The sequence below is a fragment of the Amycolatopsis sp. NPDC051716 genome, from assembly GCF_040681595.1.
In the GTDB taxonomy this organism is placed as follows: domain Bacteria; phylum Actinomycetota; class Actinomycetes; order Mycobacteriales; family Pseudonocardiaceae; genus Amycolatopsis.
Genome location: NZ_JBFAZA010000001.1, coordinates 239,428 through 254,956 on the forward strand (window position 1 = coordinate 239,428; position 15,529 = coordinate 254,956).

Annotated in this window: 13 protein-coding genes and 1 tRNA gene; 9 read left to right on the forward strand and 5 right to left on the reverse strand. The window is 70.2% G+C overall.

Annotated elements, in window-relative coordinates; translation table 11 throughout:
• The first annotated feature begins 4 nt into the window (after positions 1 to 4).
• Positions 5 to 1,045: a patatin-like phospholipase family protein gene (locus AB0M30_RS01195; RefSeq protein WP_364578344.1), complete on the forward strand. Its 1,041-nt coding sequence runs from the start codon at positions 5 to 7 to the stop codon at positions 1,043 to 1,045.
• Here the strand turns inward: AB0M30_RS01195 and AB0M30_RS01200 are convergent.
• The 4 genes from AB0M30_RS01200 to AB0M30_RS01215 form a co-directional block, all read right to left on the reverse strand.
• Positions 1,031 to 1,615, reverse strand: a complete 585-nt coding sequence (locus AB0M30_RS01200; protein ID WP_364578346.1) for a class F sortase — start codon at positions 1,613 to 1,615, stop codon at positions 1,031 to 1,033. The genes AB0M30_RS01195 and AB0M30_RS01200 overlap by 15 nt on opposite strands.
• Positions 1,612 to 2,424, reverse strand: coding sequence for a hypothetical protein (locus AB0M30_RS01205; RefSeq protein ID WP_364578348.1), 813 nt, complete (start codon positions 2,422 to 2,424; stop codon positions 1,612 to 1,614). Before AB0M30_RS01205 ends, AB0M30_RS01200 begins: the two co-directional genes overlap by 4 nt.
• Before the next feature lie 61 nt (positions 2,425 to 2,485).
• Positions 2,486 to 3,526, reverse strand: a complete 1,041-nt coding sequence (locus tag AB0M30_RS01210) for a PLP-dependent transferase (RefSeq protein ID WP_364578351.1) — start codon at positions 3,524 to 3,526, stop codon at positions 2,486 to 2,488.
• A 61-nt stretch (positions 3,527 to 3,587) separates the two neighbouring features.
• Positions 3,588 to 6,806: a penicillin acylase family protein gene (locus AB0M30_RS01215; RefSeq protein ID WP_364578354.1), complete on the reverse strand. Its 3,219-nt coding sequence runs from the start codon at positions 6,804 to 6,806 to the stop codon at positions 3,588 to 3,590.
• A gap of 141 nt (positions 6,807 to 6,947) precedes the next feature.
• On the opposite strand from AB0M30_RS01215, the gene AB0M30_RS01220 reads away from it, so the two are divergent.
• The 3 genes from AB0M30_RS01220 to AB0M30_RS01230 all read left to right on the forward strand — a co-directional run bounded on the left by AB0M30_RS01220 (position 6,948) and on the right by AB0M30_RS01230 (position 9,073).
• Positions 6,948 to 7,322, forward strand: a complete 375-nt coding sequence (locus AB0M30_RS01220) for an FKBP-type peptidyl-prolyl cis-trans isomerase (protein WP_364578357.1) — start codon at positions 6,948 to 6,950, stop codon at positions 7,320 to 7,322.
• A gap of 151 nt (positions 7,323 to 7,473) precedes the next feature.
• The gene (locus tag AB0M30_RS01225) at positions 7,474 to 8,226 is read left to right on the forward strand and encodes a trypsin-like serine protease (RefSeq protein WP_364578360.1); all 753 of its coding nucleotides are present in this window, start codon (positions 7,474 to 7,476) and stop codon (positions 8,224 to 8,226) included.
• Between the two features lie 115 nt (positions 8,227 to 8,341).
• Positions 8,342 to 9,073 carry a trypsin-like serine protease gene (locus tag AB0M30_RS01230; RefSeq protein WP_364578362.1) on the forward strand — a complete coding sequence of 244 codons (732 nt, stop codon included), beginning with the start codon at positions 8,342 to 8,344 and terminating at the stop codon, positions 9,071 to 9,073.
• A 95-nt stretch (positions 9,074 to 9,168) separates the two neighbouring features.
• On the opposite strand, the gene AB0M30_RS01235 is transcribed toward AB0M30_RS01230, so the two are convergent.
• Positions 9,169 to 9,251 (reverse strand) — tRNA-Leu (locus AB0M30_RS01235).
• A gap of 130 nt (positions 9,252 to 9,381) precedes the next feature.
• Here AB0M30_RS01235 and AB0M30_RS01240 point away from each other — a divergent pair.
• The 5 genes from AB0M30_RS01240 to AB0M30_RS01260 all read left to right on the forward strand — a co-directional run bounded on the left by AB0M30_RS01240 (position 9,382) and on the right by AB0M30_RS01260 (position 15,529).
• Positions 9,382 to 10,620 (forward strand): DUF3662 and FHA domain-containing protein, encoded by a 1,239-nt coding sequence (locus AB0M30_RS01240; protein WP_364578365.1) that lies wholly within the window; start codon positions 9,382 to 9,384, stop codon positions 10,618 to 10,620.
• Positions 10,621 to 10,720: 100 nt separating this feature from the next.
• Positions 10,721 to 11,182, forward strand: a complete 462-nt coding sequence (locus AB0M30_RS01245; protein ID WP_003079002.1) for an FHA domain-containing protein — start codon at positions 10,721 to 10,723, stop codon at positions 11,180 to 11,182.
• Positions 11,179 to 12,576 (forward strand): PP2C family serine/threonine-protein phosphatase, encoded by a 1,398-nt coding sequence (locus AB0M30_RS01250; RefSeq protein WP_364578368.1) that lies wholly within the window; start codon positions 11,179 to 11,181, stop codon positions 12,574 to 12,576. The genes AB0M30_RS01245 and AB0M30_RS01250 overlap by 4 nt, the downstream gene beginning before the upstream one ends.
• Complete coding sequence (locus tag AB0M30_RS01255; RefSeq protein WP_103338158.1) at positions 12,576 to 14,063, forward strand: FtsW/RodA/SpoVE family cell cycle protein; 1,488 nt, start codon at positions 12,576 to 12,578, stop codon at positions 14,061 to 14,063. The genes AB0M30_RS01250 and AB0M30_RS01255 overlap by 1 nt, the downstream gene beginning before the upstream one ends.
• Positions 14,060 to 15,529, forward strand: a complete 1,470-nt coding sequence (locus AB0M30_RS01260) for a penicillin-binding protein 2 (protein WP_364578372.1) — start codon at positions 14,060 to 14,062, stop codon at positions 15,527 to 15,529. Before AB0M30_RS01255 ends, AB0M30_RS01260 begins: the two co-directional genes overlap by 4 nt.

Genomic DNA, 15,529 nt, shown 5'->3' on the forward strand with positions numbered 1-15,529 from the left:
CCGCGTGGATTCGGCGAAACGGGACGGCGTCGGCCTCGCGCTCTCGGGCGGCGGCTACCGCGCAATGCTCTTCCACGCCGGTGCGCTGTGGCGGCTCAACGAGCTCGGCTGGCTGCCGAAGCTGACCACCGTCTCCAGCGTCTCCGGCGGTTCGATCGCGGCGGGCGTGCTGGCGCACGCGTGGAGCAAGCTGTGGTTCGGCGCGGACGGCGTGGCGGAGAACTTCGGCAAGGAGGTCGTGCAGCCGATCCGGAAGCTGGCCCGCACGAACCTCGACGTCCCGGTCACGCTGAAGGCGATGGTGATGCCGTGGCGCAGTGCCGGCGAGGAACTCGCGCGCCGCTACGCGAAGCACCTCTTCGGCGACTGCTGCCTGGCGGACCTCGACCCGGCCGGGCCGCACTTCGTGTTCACCGCGACCAGCCTGCAGGACGGCTCGCTGTGGTGGTTCTTCCGGCAGCCGGGCCCGCACGGGCAGATCCCGCTGGCCACCGCGGTCGCGGCGTCGTCGGCGTTCCCGCCGATGCTTTCGCCGGTGGTGATCCCCGATCCGCACCGGCCCGGCCGCAAGATCGTGCTCAGCGACGCCGGCGTGTACGACAACCTCGGCCTCGACCCGATCGAGAACCAGCGGGCGACCGTCCTGGTCAGCGACGCGGGCAAGAAGATGAAGCACGAAGACCGGCCGAGGCACAACTGGCCGATGCAGCTGCTGCGCGTGCTGACCGTGATGGACAACCAGGTCCGCGAACTGCGCACCGGCTCGCTGCTCAAGTCCTATGAGGACAAAACGTACGCCGGTACGTACTGGGCGACCTACAGCGACATCGAACACTTCGAGCTGCCGGACGCCCTGCCGGCCCCGATCGCGCAGACCCGGGAACTCGCCGAGACGAAGACCCGGCTGACCAGGATGTCCGAGACGACGCAGGACCAGCTGATCAACTGGGGTTACGCGGTCTGCGACGCGGGCATGCGGCGCTGGGTCTGCCCCGGAACCGGGCTCAAGCCGGAGTTCCCGTACCCGGCCTCAGGCGTCGGCTAGGTTCGCGTAGACGACGATGTTGTCCTTGTAGCTGTGCTCGGCGTGGTCGAACACGCCACCGCACGTGATCAGCCGCAGCTCGGGTTTGGCGCTGTTGCCGTAGACGGCGTCGCGGGGGAACGTGTCCTTCGGGACCTGGGTGACGCGGTCGACGACGAACTTCAGCTTCCGGCCGTCGCTGCGGTCGATGTCGACCTCGTCGCCGGGGGCGAGGTCCTTGAGCTTGAAGAAGATGCCCGGCTTCTTGTCGCCGTCGACGTGGCCGAGCACGATCGCCGGGCCGACGTCGCCCGGCACCGGCGAAAGCTTGTACCAGGCCGCCTGCATCGGCGTGCGCACCGACGGGACGGAGATCGAACCGTCGGGCTTCACGGCGACGGCCAGCAGGCTGGACTCCGCGCCGATCTTCGGGATCTTCACCGACGTCGGCCGGAGCCCCTTGAACGGCACGGTCACCGGGATCGACGCGGGCACGGGAGCGGGCGCCGCGGCCTTCGGCGGCTCGGCGGTGCCGCACCCGGCCAGGGCCAGCACCAGGGCGAGCGCCGCGCCCGCCCGGCGGGCCGTCACCAGGCCGTGCCGCCGAAGCCCGTCTCGACCCCGCCCTTGGGCGCGACCTTGACCTGGGCCTTCGGAGCGGCGTTGCCGGCAGGAGTGGTGCTGGTCGCGGTGGTCATCGGCGACGTCGTGATCGGCGCGGTGGTGAGCGGCGCGGTGCTCGACGCCGGGGCACTGGACGAGGGCGCGCTCGTGCTGGTGCTCGTCGTGGTGCTCGTGGCCGTCACGGTCGAGGTCGGCGGCTGCAGCTCCTGCTCGAAGTCGGCCGTGCCGTTGCCTTCGACACCGCCGCAGGTCCAGCTGAACTTCGCGCTGGTGGTGCCGGCCGGGGCGTCCACCACCCGGACGGAGTAGTTCCAGAGGCCGTTGGCCTCGTCCTGGTCCGGGCCGCTGGTGACGCTCAGGTACTGGGTCGCGACTTCGCCCGGCTGGCCGGCCGCGCAGACGATGACCAGGACGCCCTCACCGCCGACGCCGACGAAGCCGTGCCCGGTGTTGTCCTGGTAGTCGGCCTTGGGCGCTTCCTGGACGGGCTTGTCCGCTTCGGCCTCGACCTTGGGCGCGATCCGCTTTTCGGTGGTCTTGACGTCACCGTTCGTGCTCGGCGACGGCTTCGTCGTCGAGGTGACCGAAGTGGACGAAGGAGCCGTGGTGCTCGCCGGGCTGCTCGAGGTCGAGGTCGAGGTTTCCGAAGTGGACGGGGTGGTTTCCGTGGGCGACGTGCTGGTCTCGTCCTGTGCCAGCGCGGCGGGCGCGGCGGCGAAGGTGATCAGCGCACCGGCGGACACGATCCCCGCGACCCGGCTCAACGTTCTACCCACGGTGACTCCCAACGCCGGATGACCTACGACGTCGCGACTATCGGCTGTTCACCCGTCCGCGTTACTCCGGGAGGGCGAACGCCAGGTCGTCCCACAGGTCCTCCGGGTCCTCCAAGCCGACGCTGAACCGGATCAGCCCGGCCGGGACGCGCTCCTCGCCCTCCAGCCACGCCCGCCGCTCGACCAGGCTCTCGACGCCGCCGAGGCTCGTCGCCGACCGGATCAGCCGGACCGACGCGCAGAACCGGTCCGCCGCCTCGGCGTCGGCCAGGTCGAAGGAGACCATCATCCCGAAGCCCGGGTAGCGCACCCGCCGCACCGCGGGGTGCCCGGCGAGCCGCTCCGCCAGCAGCGCGGCGGTGCGAGACTGCTCCGCGAGCCGGACGGGCATGGTCCGCAGCCCCCGGAGGGCGAGCCAGGCTTCGAGGGCGCCCGGCGTCGACCCGACCCGCGTCCGCGCGCCCCGCAGCTCGGCCGCGACTTCCGGGTCCTTGGCCACGGTGATGCCCAGCAGCAGGTCGCTGTGCCCGCCGATGAGCTTGGTGGCGCTGTGCACGACGACGTCCGCGCCCAGCTCGAGCGGCCGCTGCTGCAACGGCGTCGCGAAGGTGTTGTCGACGACGACCCGGCCGCGCGCGGCCGCCGCGATCGGCTGGATGGCCATCAAGTCGAGGGTCGGGTTGGTCGGCGACTCCAGCCAGACCAGGTCGGCCGTCGCGGCCTCGGCGACCCAGGCCTCGGTGTCCGTCGGCTCCAGCTCGGTGACGGCGAGCTTGCCGAGCTTCTGCGCGTGGGCCAGCACCCCGCGCGTGACGGCGTAGCTGAACGTCGGAACGGCGACCCGCGACCCGACCGGCAGCAGGTCCAGCACCGCGGACAGGGTGGCGACCCCGGACGCGAACGCCGTCGCCTCGCCGCCTTCCAGCGCGCCGACGGCTTCCTCGAGCGCGTGCCAGGTCGGCGTCCCGTCACCGCGCGCGTACACGAAATCGCCACCGGCCTGGTAGGTGCTGGTGGCGACGAGCGGGGTGTTCAGCGGCTCACCGGGACCGTGCGGCCGGCCGGCGGCGATGGCCTTGGTGCGGGGCGTCCAGTCGTCCATCCGCCCACGATAAGGGGAGGCCGGGGCACCCACGCGTCCGCGAGTGCCCCGGCCTGGTCCCTCAGTGCGCGTACACCTCGAACTCGTACAGCGAGTAGCCGTACTTGGTGCCGCGCTGGACGCCCTGCAGCTTGACGAACCGGGCCGGGGTCGCGGCGAACGCGATGTTGTCCTGCCCGCCGTCGCCGTCGGTCACCACGGCCGCGTCCGTCCAGGCGACCGCGTCCGGCGAGAGCTGGATCTTGTAGCCCTTGCCGTAGGCGGACTCCCAGTTGAGCATCACCCGCGAGACCTGCTGGACCGAACCGAGGTCGACGGTGATCGCCTGGTCGTCGCTCCAGTCGCTGGCCCAGCGGGTCGAGGCGTTCCCGTCGATCGCGTTGGACGCCGGCGAGTTGTAGAAGCCGCTCTCGGCGCTGGTGGCGCTGACCGTCTTCGTCGCCGCGAGGTTCGCGACGTTGTCCCCGCGGTGCGCGGCGTACTCGACGACCTGCTGGAACGTCGGGCGGTTCTGCCAGCTGATCTTGTCCTGCGTGATGCCGCCGAGCGGGTTCTGGATGATCGTGTCGGCACACCACTGGTCACCGGCCGAGCAGTTCGCGTCACCGGGGTAGACGGTGTTCGCGGCCTGGCCGGCGGCCGTGGTCAGCGAGTCGACGAGCGCCTGGCGGCACGCGGTGACGTCGCCGCCGCCGCAGAACGTCTGGGCGAGCGGGCCCGCCACCGGCTGGCCGAGCAGCTGGCGGATGTCCTTGCTGACGTAACCCCACCAGCCGAACTGGAACGACGAGCCCTTGTGGGGCTGTCCGGTGTGCTGGCCGTTGCCGTTCTGCCAGCCGGACGGGCTTTCGTTGATGCCGAGCACGCTCGTCATCGCGTTGTAGGCGTCGTCACCCATGCCCGGCTTGAACTCGGCCTGGACCAGCAGCGGCCACCAGGCGTCGAAGATGCGGATCGCGTCGGCGTCCGCGTACGCCTTGCTGCCCGGCGAGGTCTCCGTGCGCAGCTGGCCGTGGGAGAGCCACGTCTTGAGCTTCGCCTCGGCGTCCGCCGCCGCCCCGGTGGCCGGTGTCTTGTCGAGCACCTGCAGCAGCAGCGGCAGCACGCGCTCGGCACGCAGGTCGGCCAGCGCGGCCTCCGACATCGCCTGGGTCAGGTTGACCCGGGTGACCTTGGTGCCGCTGGTGATGAGCTTCTTCACCCGGGAGTCGAGCAGGTCGACGCGGTGCACGGCCGACTTGTCCGCGCCGGCCGCCGCGTAGCCGTTGGCCTGGGCGTTGTTCCAGCTGACGTAGTAGTCCTGGTTGATCGACTGCGGGTGCTGCGACGCCGGCGTGTAGTTCGCGACGTTGCCCGCCGGGTTCCAGCCCACCCAGTCGTGGCCCTGGTCGCCCCAGACCGGCATGTTCGGGTCCACATCGGACTGCCGTGCCGGGTTGGCCCCGGAGTTGAAGTAGGCGATGTCCTTGGAATCGGCGTAGAACCAGTTGAACGTGAAGTTGATGTCCTGCGCGGCCCGCTGGAAGTCCGCCGCGGACTTGACGAAGGTCGGGTCGTTCAGCTCCTGGAAGCCGATGAGCGAATCGACTTCGTGGAAGTAGGACGACCGCAGCGCCGCGTACGCCACCGGCTTGCCGCCGACCGTCGCCCGGCTCTGCACCGGCCCGTACTTGGTCCGGTAGCTGCGCAACGTGTACGAACCCGCCGCGGTGCCGTCGGCCAGGGTCGGCTTCCAGGTGTTCTTGACCTCCACGGTGTCCATCGGGACGCACTTGCCCTGGTAGGTGTAGTAGTTCGAGTCCTTCGTCGGCGCGTTGCCACTCGGGTCGCACAGCTGCAGCGCGTAGGTGTCGACGATGTCCTGCGCCGACGTCGTCGCGCTCCACGAGTAGTCCTGGCCGCGGCCGAGGAGCGTGTACAGGCTCAGCCCGGCGAAGGCCGCGCCGCGCGAGCTGATGCCCGGGCCCTGCAGCTCCTGCAGCAGCAGCAGCTGCGGGGCGAAGTACCCGGTCTGCGGGCCGAACACCGCGACGGGGTGGCCGCTGGCGGTCTTCGCACCGGAAACGAGCAGCGCGTTGGACATGCCGTGCTTTTCGCTCAGCATGTTCGCCGGCAGCACGCCGTTCTCGAACATCCCGCGGGCGGGCTCCAGCTCGGCGGGCGCGGCGACGTCCACGGTGGACGGCGTCGCGGTGGACGCCGAGCCGGTCTTGTCGAACACCAGCGGCTGCGGGGTCACCGAGTTCTTGTCCGGCAGGGCACGGCCGGCCGCGTTGGCCGGCGTCTTGCCGTACGGGAAGGTCTGCCCGTCGTGCAGCGTCTTGACCGCCTCGGGGTCGTCCTCCGCGCGGAGGCTCTGCCACACCTTCTCGCCCTGCACGACGCCGTACTTCTCCTGCATCGCGAGCTTCGCGATGGCGTTCTGGACCTCGCCGCCGCCGCCGGCGCCGAACTCGGCGCCGATCAGCGAGGCGAGCGCGACCAGGTCGGTCAGCTTGAACGGGTCGATCGACCCGGCGTTGGTGATCGAGTCGACGTGCCCGGTCAGCACGTACTCGCCGGGGAAGTACCGGCCGTTGTAGGAGTCGCTGATGTACTTGTTGATGCCGTCCACGTAGGCCTGCGCGTCGGCGAGGCCCTGCGCACCGCGCGGGCCGCTGGCGGCCGTGTGGTCGATCTGCGCCTGCAGCTCGGCTTCGGTGTACGGCGCGTTCGCGAAGAACTGCTGCTCGAGCTCGCGGTTGGCTTCGGCGCCACCGGCGAACGAGGTGACCTGGCCGCGGGCGGCGTGCCGCAGCACGTCCATCAGCCACAGCCGGTCCTGCCCGGCCGCGTACCCGGCGCCGAACTCGGTGCCGGCGCGGGTGGTCCCGGTGATGTGCGGGACGCCGAGCGCCTTGTCCCGCACGATCGTGACGTCCGCCCGCGGCTTCATCGTGCTCGCCACCTGGTCGGCCGGGACGCCGAACGAGGAGTCGTTGAAGTACTGGTTGATCGCGCTGGTGGTCAGCGTCTTGTAGCCGCCGGCCAGCGAGGCGTACTTCCCGAGCTGGTCGGCGGAGTGCGCCGGGCGGGTGCCGAGCAGCTTGTGCGCCAGGATTTCCGCGAGGGTGGCGCTGCCCTGTTCGCCGGGCGGCAGGATGTCGCTGCACTGCCCCCCGCAGTAGTCGTCGGGCGACACGGCCGCTTGCGCGGCCGGCGCGGTGACGGCGACCTGGGTCAATCCGGCCACGAGGGCCCCCAGTGCCGTTACGGTCAGGGCGCGGATGCGACGTCGCATGCCGGGCTCCCCTCAGTCCAGAAAAGTGACGAAGCGCACGCTACCCAGCAGTAGGCTAAGTGTGAAGACTTTTCGCGTTTTTCCCCTCCTTGGGCGTAGTCCGATCGGCGCAGCGTCCGGGGCGTCGGTACGGTGAGCCCTATGACCTTGGAAAAGCCCCTCATCGACCCCCCGGACGGACCCCCGCCGGCCGACCTCGAGATCACCGACCTCACCGTCGGTGACGGCGCGGAGGCCACGACGGGCAAGTCCGTCACCGTGCACTACGTCGGTGTCGCCCACTCGACCGGCGAAGAGTTCGACGCGTCCTGGAACCGCGGCGAGCCGCTGCGCTTCGGCCTCGGTGCCGGCCAGGTCATCTCCGGCTGGGACCAGGGTGTCGCGGGGATGAAGATCGGCGGCCGCCGCAAGCTCGTGATCCCGCCGCACCTGGGCTACGGCGACCGCGGCGCGGGCGGCGTGATCAAGCCCGGCGAGACCCTCATCTTCGTCGTCGACCTCGTCGGCGTGAACTGACTTCCGCACATTTCCGGCAAACCGGCCCCGGCGCGGTCGCGCCGGGGCCGGTTTTTGCTCCAAGCAGCGCCTTTCGGGCCCTCGAGCCGTCGCTACGCTCGGAAGTGATCACCGGCAGCCACCGCCGGTGCGCGACAAGGGGGATCCACCGATGCGCGTTCGCGCTGTGCTTTCCGCTGCCCTTTTGACGTTGGCCGCCGGGCTCGCCACCGCGCCACCGGCTTCGGCCGTGGCCAACGGCGCCGACGTTCCGGCGGGCCAGTTCGGCTTCGCCGCGAAACTCACCATGACGGACATCCCGAAGCCCAACGGCACGAAGTACAACAGCGCGTGCTCCGGCGCGCTGATCGCCGCGCAGTGGATCATCACCGCAGGTCACTGCTTCCACGACGCCAACCGCAACCGCGTCTCCGGGCCGGTGCCGTACCCGACGTCCGTGCTGCTCGGCACGGTCGACCAGAACACGCCCGGGGTGACGCGCAACGTCGTCACCGTCTACCAGGCGAGCGCCAACGACATCGCGATCGCCACCCTCGACGCGGACGTAACCGGCATCACACCGCTGACGGTCAACCGGGTCACGCCGTCGGCCGGCCAGCTGCTGACCCTCGCCGGCTGGGGCAGCCTCACCTCGGTCAACCCGGCCCCCTCGACGAAACTGCAGCAGGGCACGGTGCAAGTCGGCCAGGTCGCCACCGCGACGCTCGGCGTCCGGGATGTCGCCCCGACGTCGACGACGAGCGCCTGCGTGTACGACTCGGGCGCGCCGTACTTCGTCGCGGGCGGCTCCGGCGGGCAGCTGGTGTCGGTCGAGTCGAGCGGGCCGGACTGCCCGCACAACCAGCTCGAGACCACGTCCCGGGTGGACGTCATCGCGGACTGGATCGCCGCGCACACCGGCTGACCCGGCGCCGGGCGTCACCCGATGGTCCACCGGGTGACGCCCGGCCAGGGAATTCCCCGCCCGCGGCGGCGGCCCTAACGTCGAATACCGACCACCGATTCGACGAAGGGGAAGAATGCGCCTGCGCGCCCTGCTCGCCGCTGCCGTTTTGACCGTCTCCACCGCTCCCGCCGCCTGGGCCGTCGCCCACGGTTCCGACGTCCCGCCGGGGCAGTACGGGTTCGTCGCGAAGCTCGCGATGACGAAGATCCCCCGCCCGGACGGCTCGACGTACAGCAGCTACTGCACGGGCGCGCTCATCGCGCCCGGGTGGGTCCTGACGACCGGCCACTGCTTCCACGACGCCCACCGCGACCGCGTCTCGGGCAAGACGCCGTACCCGACGACGGTGACGCTGGGCCTGACCGACGAAGCCACGGAATCGGGCATCGCCCGCCGGGCGACCGAGGTCCTCCAGGCCAAGGAGAACGACGTCGCCCTGATCCGCCTCGATTCCCCGGTGACCTCCGTGCCGCCGCTGACGGTGAGCCGCGCGGCCCCGAAGGTCGGCCAGCAGCTGACCCTGGCGGGCTGGGGCAGCCTGACGAACTCGGACCCCAAGCCGGCCACCCGCCTCCAGCAGGGCACGGTGGCGGTGGCGAAGGTGGATCCGGCGACGCTGGGCGTCCGCGGCGCGGCCCCGGAGATCACCACGAGCGCCTGCACGTACGACTCCGGAGCGCCCTATTTTTCGGGCAACGAGCTGGTCTCTTTGGAGGCAACGGGCCCGGATTGTCCCCACGCGGGCATCGAGACCACGAGCCGGGCGGACGTCATAGCGGACTGGATCGCCACCCACACGGCGTAACTTCGCCCAGGGCGAACAGGACTCGTGACATACCCCACGACCTGGTCCAAGGCATGAAAAAGGGCCCCGGCAACCAGCCGGGGCCCTTTTCGAAGTGGGCGAGGAGGGAGTTGAACCCTCACGTCCTTTCGGACACACGGACCTGAACCGTGCGCGTCTGCCATTCCGCCACTCGCCCGAGTGCGTCTCTCAAGCAGCGAGGAGAAGACTAGCAGGTGCTTTGAACGGGTTTCACCGGGGGCCGTGTCGAGGCTCGCTCACCCGGATAGGATCGATGCGGAAGCACACGTGTGAGGAGGTTTTCCCCGGTGGGCCGCGCCGAACGATTCGACAGGCGACTCGAGAACCTGGTGGGGAACACTTTCGCGCGCATGTTCGGTGGCAACGTCGTCACGCAGGAAGTGGCGATCGCCCTGGAGCGGGAGAGTGAGGAGAACGTTCGTGAGCTGGCAGGCGGTCGGCAGCTCGCCCCCAATCACTACATCGTGTCCCTGGGGGCGGCTGACCACGAGCGCATGGCCGGTGACGAGCAACGCGTCACCCAGGTGCTGGCCAAGGCGGTGGCGGAACACCTCGCCGCCGAAGGCCTGGACACCTATGGTGACGTCGTCGTATCACTCGAGCGCAACGAGGCGCTGCATACTGGACAGTTCAAGACCCGTTCGTCCGTCGATCCCGACGCCCGCCCCTCAGGCGCCGGTTCACCGCGGTCGGCACGACCCAGCAACGCAGGAGACCCAGCAATGAGCCAGCCCCCCGGCTACGGCCAATACGACCAGGGTGACCCGTACGGCCAGCAGGGCCAGTACGGCTACGGACAGCAGGGTGGCCAGCAGCCCGGGTACGACCAGGGTTACGGCCAGCAGGGTGGATACGACCAGTACGGCGGCCAGCAGCCCCAAGGCGGTGGCTACGACCAGTACGGTCAGCCGCAGCAGGGCGGTGGCTACGACCAGTACGGCCAGCAGCCCCAGGCCGGCTACGAGCAGGGCTACGCCCAGCCCCAGGGTGGTGGCTACGACCAGGGCGGCTACCAGCAGCCACCGGCCGGCGGCTACGACCAGGGCTACGGCCAGCCCCAGGGCGGCGGGTACGACCAGGGCGGCTACCAGCAGCAGGGTGGCTACGACCAGTACGGCCAGCAGCAGCCGCAGGGCGGGTACGACCAGTACGGCCAGCAGCAGGCGTACGGCCAGCCGGCCGCGGACCCGTACGCCCAGCAGCAGGGCGGCTACGGCCAGCCCGCGCCGGGTCGTCAGCTCGCGGCGAGCCTGCAGCTGGACGACGGCTCGAACCGCACGTACTCGCTGAAGCAGGGCGGGAACGTCGTGGGCCGGGGCCAGGACGCGGACTTCCGCCTGCCGGACACCGGGGTCTCACGCCGTCACCTGGAGATCACCTGGGACGGCCAGAGCGCGACGCTCGCCGACATCGGCTCGACCAACGGCACGACCGTGAACGGCACCCCGGTCCAGACCTGGCAGCTCGCCGACGGCGACGTCATCCGGGTGGGTCATTCGTCCCTCGTGTTCCGTACACAGGGCTGACTCAGGACCCGGAATACTGTTCCCGCAGAATTGACGTGCGGGGGGACCGCGGCGTACCCGCGTCGCGGCTGCACGGACGAGTCGGGAGCGGACACACCAAGTGCCAGAGCTGGTCGTACAACTCACCAGGGTGGGCTTCCTCGTGCTGCTCTGGCTCTTCGTGTTCGCCGCGCTCAGAGTCGTCCGGTCGGACCTCTACGCGGCATCGGGCATGCGCGTCCAGGTCCCGACCTTCGGGCGCAAGAAGGAGAAGAAGCCGCGCAACAGCAAGTCCCCGCAGCAGCTGCTGGTCACCCACGGCGCACTGGCGGGGACGCGCATCGCGCTGGACGGCCGGCCGATCCTGATCGGCCGGGCCGACGACTCCACGTTGGTGCTCGACGACGACTACGCGTCGACCCGGCACGCGCGGATCGCCCAGCGCGGTGAGGACTGGTACGTGGAAGATCTGGGCTCGACGAACGGGACGTATCTCGACCGGGCTAAGGTCACTGCACCCCTCCGGGTCCCGCTCGGAGTCCCCATCCGGATCGGCAAGACGGTGATCGAGCTTCGCCCATGACTCTCGTCCTCCGCTACGCAGCCCGCAGCGACCGGGGCCTGGTGCGTTCGAGCAACCAGGACTCCGTGTACGCCGGCCCTCGCCTGCTCGCGCTCGCCGACGGCATGGGTGGGCACGCGGCGGGTGAAGTCGCCAGCAAGGTCGTCATCGCCTCCCTCGCCCCCCTCGACGACGACGAACCCCGTGACGACCTGCTCGCCCAGCTGCGCGAAGCGGTGGCGAACGGCAACGCCGCGATCGCCGAGCTCGTCTCGCAGGACCCCGACCTCGACGGCATGGGCACCACGCTCACCGCCGTCCTGTTCGCCGGCACCCGGCTGGGGCTGGTCCACGTCGGCGACTCGCGCGCCTACCTCCTGCGCGGCGGTCAGTTCGCGCAGATCACGCGGGACGACAGCTTCGTCAACGAACTTCTGGAACAGGGCCGGATCACGCCCGAAGAGGCGGCGGTGCACCCGCAGCGGTCACTGCTGCTCAAGGCGCTCACCGGCCACGAGGTCGAGCCGAGCCTGACCGTGCGCGAAGCCCGCTCCGGCGACCGGTACCTGATCTGCTCGGACGGCCTGTCCGGCATGGTCAGCGACGAGACGCTGGCCGAGGCCGTGCAGATCCCGGACCCGCAGCAGTGCGCGGACCGGATGATCGAGCTGGCGCTCAAGGGCGGCGGCACCGACAACGTCACGGTGATCATCGCCGACGTCGTCGACGTCGACTTCGGCGAGGACGCGCCCATCGTGGGCGGCGCCGCCGGGGACGGCAGCGACGAGCTGCACCAGGGCGACTCGCCCGCAGCCCGGGCCAGGGCGCTGACCCAGCCGCCGCCGCAGCAGCGCCCGGACCTGCCGCAGCCCCAGGAGGACCCGAAGGCCAAGCGCCGGAAGCGGTTCCGCTGGCTGGCCGGAGCCCTCGTGGTCCTCGTGGTCCTCGCCGCGGCCGCCATCGCCACCCGCTACTTCGTGCTGAGTCAGTACTATGTCGGCGAGGGAGCGGACGGGGAGGTCGTGATCTACCGCGGCGTCCCCGGCAGCATTCTCGGCATCGACCTGCACGCCTACGAGCAAGGGTCCTGCCCGCCGAGCCAGGTGTGCACGGACAAGCTGCGCGTCACCCAGCTCCAGGAAGACGCGCGGCTGGCGGTGCAGAACGGCGTCAAGAAAGACAACCTCGACGAAGCGCGGAAGTACATCGACGACTTCCTGCAGCTGCGCAAGCGCCTGAACAACTGCGCGCCGGCGGGCGGCCAGCCGCCCACGACGCCAACCCCTTCGGTCACGCCGACGACGACTCCGTCGGCTCCGGCCGGCTCTACTGCTCCGTCGTCGGCGAACCAGCCAGCGGGGAGGGACTGCTCGACGCCGAGTTCGACGGCACCGACGACGGGAGGCGGTAACTGATGAGCCAGCCCGCCGCGCGCGCCGCCGAACCCCTCGCCGCGCAGTTCCAGACGAACCCGCCGCGCGAGGTCCCGACCCGCCGCAACACCGAGCTGGTGCTGCTGGGGTTCGCGACGTTCATCGTCACCGTCGCGCTCGTCCTGGTGGAAGCGAACCAGGAGCAGGAACTCACCACGTCGATCATCTGGCTCGGCCTGGCCTACCTGGGCGTGCTGACCGGCGCGCACCTGGCCGTCCGCAAGTGGGCGCCGTACGCCGATCCCGTGCTGCTCCCCTGCGTCGCGCTGCTGAACGGCATCGGGCTGGTGATGATCCACCGGATCGACCTGGCCCTGGCCGAACGCGCCACGCAGCAGGGCAAGGACTACACGCCGGCCGTCACCGCGCAGGTGCTGTTCACGGTGATCTCGCTGGTGTTCTTCGTCGTGGTGCTGATCGTGGTGAACGACCACCGCACGCTGACCCGCTACGGCTACACCGCGGGCCTGATCGGCATCGTCGCGCTGGCGCTGCCCGCGCTGCTGCCGTCGAGCCTGTCCGAGGTCAACGGCGCCAAGGTGTGGCTGAAGCTGCCGTTCTTCTCGATCCAGCCGGGCGAGTTCGCCAAGATCCTGCTGATGATCTTCTTCGCCTCGTTCCTGGTGTCGAAGCGGGACCTGTTCATGGTGGCGGGCAAGAAGCTCGTCGGCGTCGAGCTGCCACGCGCCCGCGACCTCGGCCCGATCCTGATCGCCGCGTTCGTCTGCATCGGCGTCCTGGTGTTCGAAAAGGACCTCGGCACGTCGCTGCTGTTCTTCAGCGTCATCCTGGTGATGCTGTACGTCGCGACCGAGCGGGCCATCTGGGTCGTCCTGGGCCTCAGCTTCTTCGCCGTCGGCTGCGTGATCGCGTACAACCTCTTCACGCACGTCCAGCAGCGCGTGGCGAACTGGCTGGACCCGCTGGCCACCTACGACCAGGCCGGCGGCGGTTACCAGCTCGCGCAGGGCCTGTTCGGGCTCGGCACCGGCGGCGTCGGCGGCACCGGGCTCGGCGCCGGGCGGCCGGACATGGTGCCCGAGGCCAACACCGACTTCATCACCGCGTCGATCGGCGAGGAGCTCGGCTTCATCGGGCTGGCCGCGGTGCTGATGCTGTACTTGATGGTCGCCATGCGCGGCATGCGAAGCGCGCTCGCCGTGCGCGACACGTTCGGCAAGCTGCTCGGCGGCGGGCTCGCGTTCACCATGGTCATGCAGATCTTCGTCGTCGTCGGCGGAGTCACGAAACTCATCCCGGAGACCGGTATCACCGCCCCGTTCCTGTCCAAGGGTGGTTCGTCGCTGCTCGCGAACTACATCCTGGTCGCGCTGCTGCTCCGCATCTCCGACGCGGCCCGCAAGCCGGCCTCGCGCCCGAAGCCGCAGCAGCAGCCGCAGGCCCCGATCGCGGAAGCGCACACCGTGCTCGTGCAGCGCCCGCCGGCGGACGGGGGTGCGCAGGCGTGAACACCCCGCTCCGCAAGGTCGGCATGGCGATGCTCGTCATGGTCGTGCTGCTGCTGGCCAACGCCACGTACATCCAGGTGGTGAAGGCCGACGACTACCGCACCGACTCGCGCAACGCCCGGGTGCTCTACGACGAGTTCGCCCGCCAGCGCGGCAAGATCGTGTCGCAGGCCAACGGCGAGGTGCTGGCCGGCATCGACCCGTCGAACGACAAGTACAAGTACAAGCGGACCTACGCCGACGGCCCGATGTACGCGCCGGTCACCGGCTACTACTCGATCAACTACGGCGCCGGCGGCCTGGAGCGCGCCGAGGACGACGTCCTCAACGGCTCCGACCCGCGGCTGTTCGTGCGGCGGCTGTCGGACATGGTCACCGGTCGCGACCCGAGCGGCGGCAACGTCCGGCTGACCATCGACCCGGCCGTGCAGAAGGCCGCGTACGACCTGATGTCGCAGAAGAACTACACCGGCGCCGTCGTCGCGATGGAGCCGAGCACCGGGCGGATCCTGGCGATGGTCTCGACGCCGTCGTACGACCCGAACCAGCTCGCTTCGCACACGTCGAAGGCGCAGTCCGACGCCTGGAACGCGAACAACAAGGACCCGAAGAAGCCCATGCTGAACCGGGCGATCTCCGAGACCTACCCGCCGGGTTCGACGATGAAGCTCGTCACCGCGGCGGCCGTGCTCGAAGACGGCAAGGGCCCGGACACCACGGTCAGCCAGGAGCCGAACACCAAGCTCCCCGGCACGAACACCACGCTGGAGAACTACGGCGGCGAAACCTGCCCGGGCAACACGTTCAAGGACGCGCTCGCGCACTCCTGCAACGTGCCGTTCGCGGAGTTCGCCGGCCAGCTCGGCCCGGACAAGATGAAGAAGACGGCGGCGAACTTCGGCATCGGGCAGACCGACCTGACCGTGCCGATGAAGGTCGCCCCGTCGACGGTCGGCCCGCTCGACTCGCAGGGCGCGCTCTACCAGAGCGGGATCGGCCAGCGCGACGTCCGGCTGACCCCGCTGCAGGACTGCCTTCTCGCGGCCACCGTGGCCAACGGCGGGATGGCGATGAAGCCGCAGCTGGTGCAGTCGGTGCTGGCTCCCGACCTGTCGACGATCGAGGACTACAGTCCCACCGAGCTCACCGGCACCGCGGCGCTGTCATCGTCGAACGCCGCGATCCTCAAGGACATGATGATCGCTTCCGAGGGCTTCACCAAGGGCGGCGGGAAGCGCGCGGACGTCAAGATCGCGTCGAAGACCGGCACCGCCGAACACGGCACGGACTCCAAGAACACCGCCCCACACGCCTGGTACACCGCCTTCGCCCCGGCCGACAACCCGCAGATCGCGGTCGCCGTGATCGTCGAGGACGGCGGCAACCGCGGCCTCGCGGCCACCGGCGGCACGGTCGCGGCGGAAATCGGCCGTGCGGCGATCAACGCGAAGCTCGGGGGTGGATAG

Coding starts and splice junctions, on each gene's coding strand:
- AB0M30_RS01250 (WP_364578368.1), top strand. CDS start 11,179: ATGACTCTCGTCCTCCGCTACGCAGCCCGCAGCGACCGGGGCCTGGTG.
- AB0M30_RS01220 (WP_364578357.1), top strand. CDS start 6,948: ATGACCTTGGAAAAGCCCCTCATCGACCCCCCGGACGGACCCCCGCCG.
- AB0M30_RS01215 (WP_364578354.1), bottom strand. CDS start 6,806: ATGCGACGTCGCATCCGCGCCCTGACCGTAACGGCACTGGGGGCCCTC.
- AB0M30_RS01210 (WP_364578351.1), bottom strand. CDS start 3,526: ATGGACGACTGGACGCCCCGCACCAAGGCCATCGCCGCCGGCCGGCCG.
- AB0M30_RS01230 (WP_364578362.1), top strand. CDS start 8,342: ATGCGCCTGCGCGCCCTGCTCGCCGCTGCCGTTTTGACCGTCTCCACC.
- AB0M30_RS01225 (WP_364578360.1), top strand. CDS start 7,474: ATGCGCGTTCGCGCTGTGCTTTCCGCTGCCCTTTTGACGTTGGCCGCC.
- AB0M30_RS01255 (WP_103338158.1), top strand. CDS start 12,576: ATGAGCCAGCCCGCCGCGCGCGCCGCCGAACCCCTCGCCGCGCAGTTC.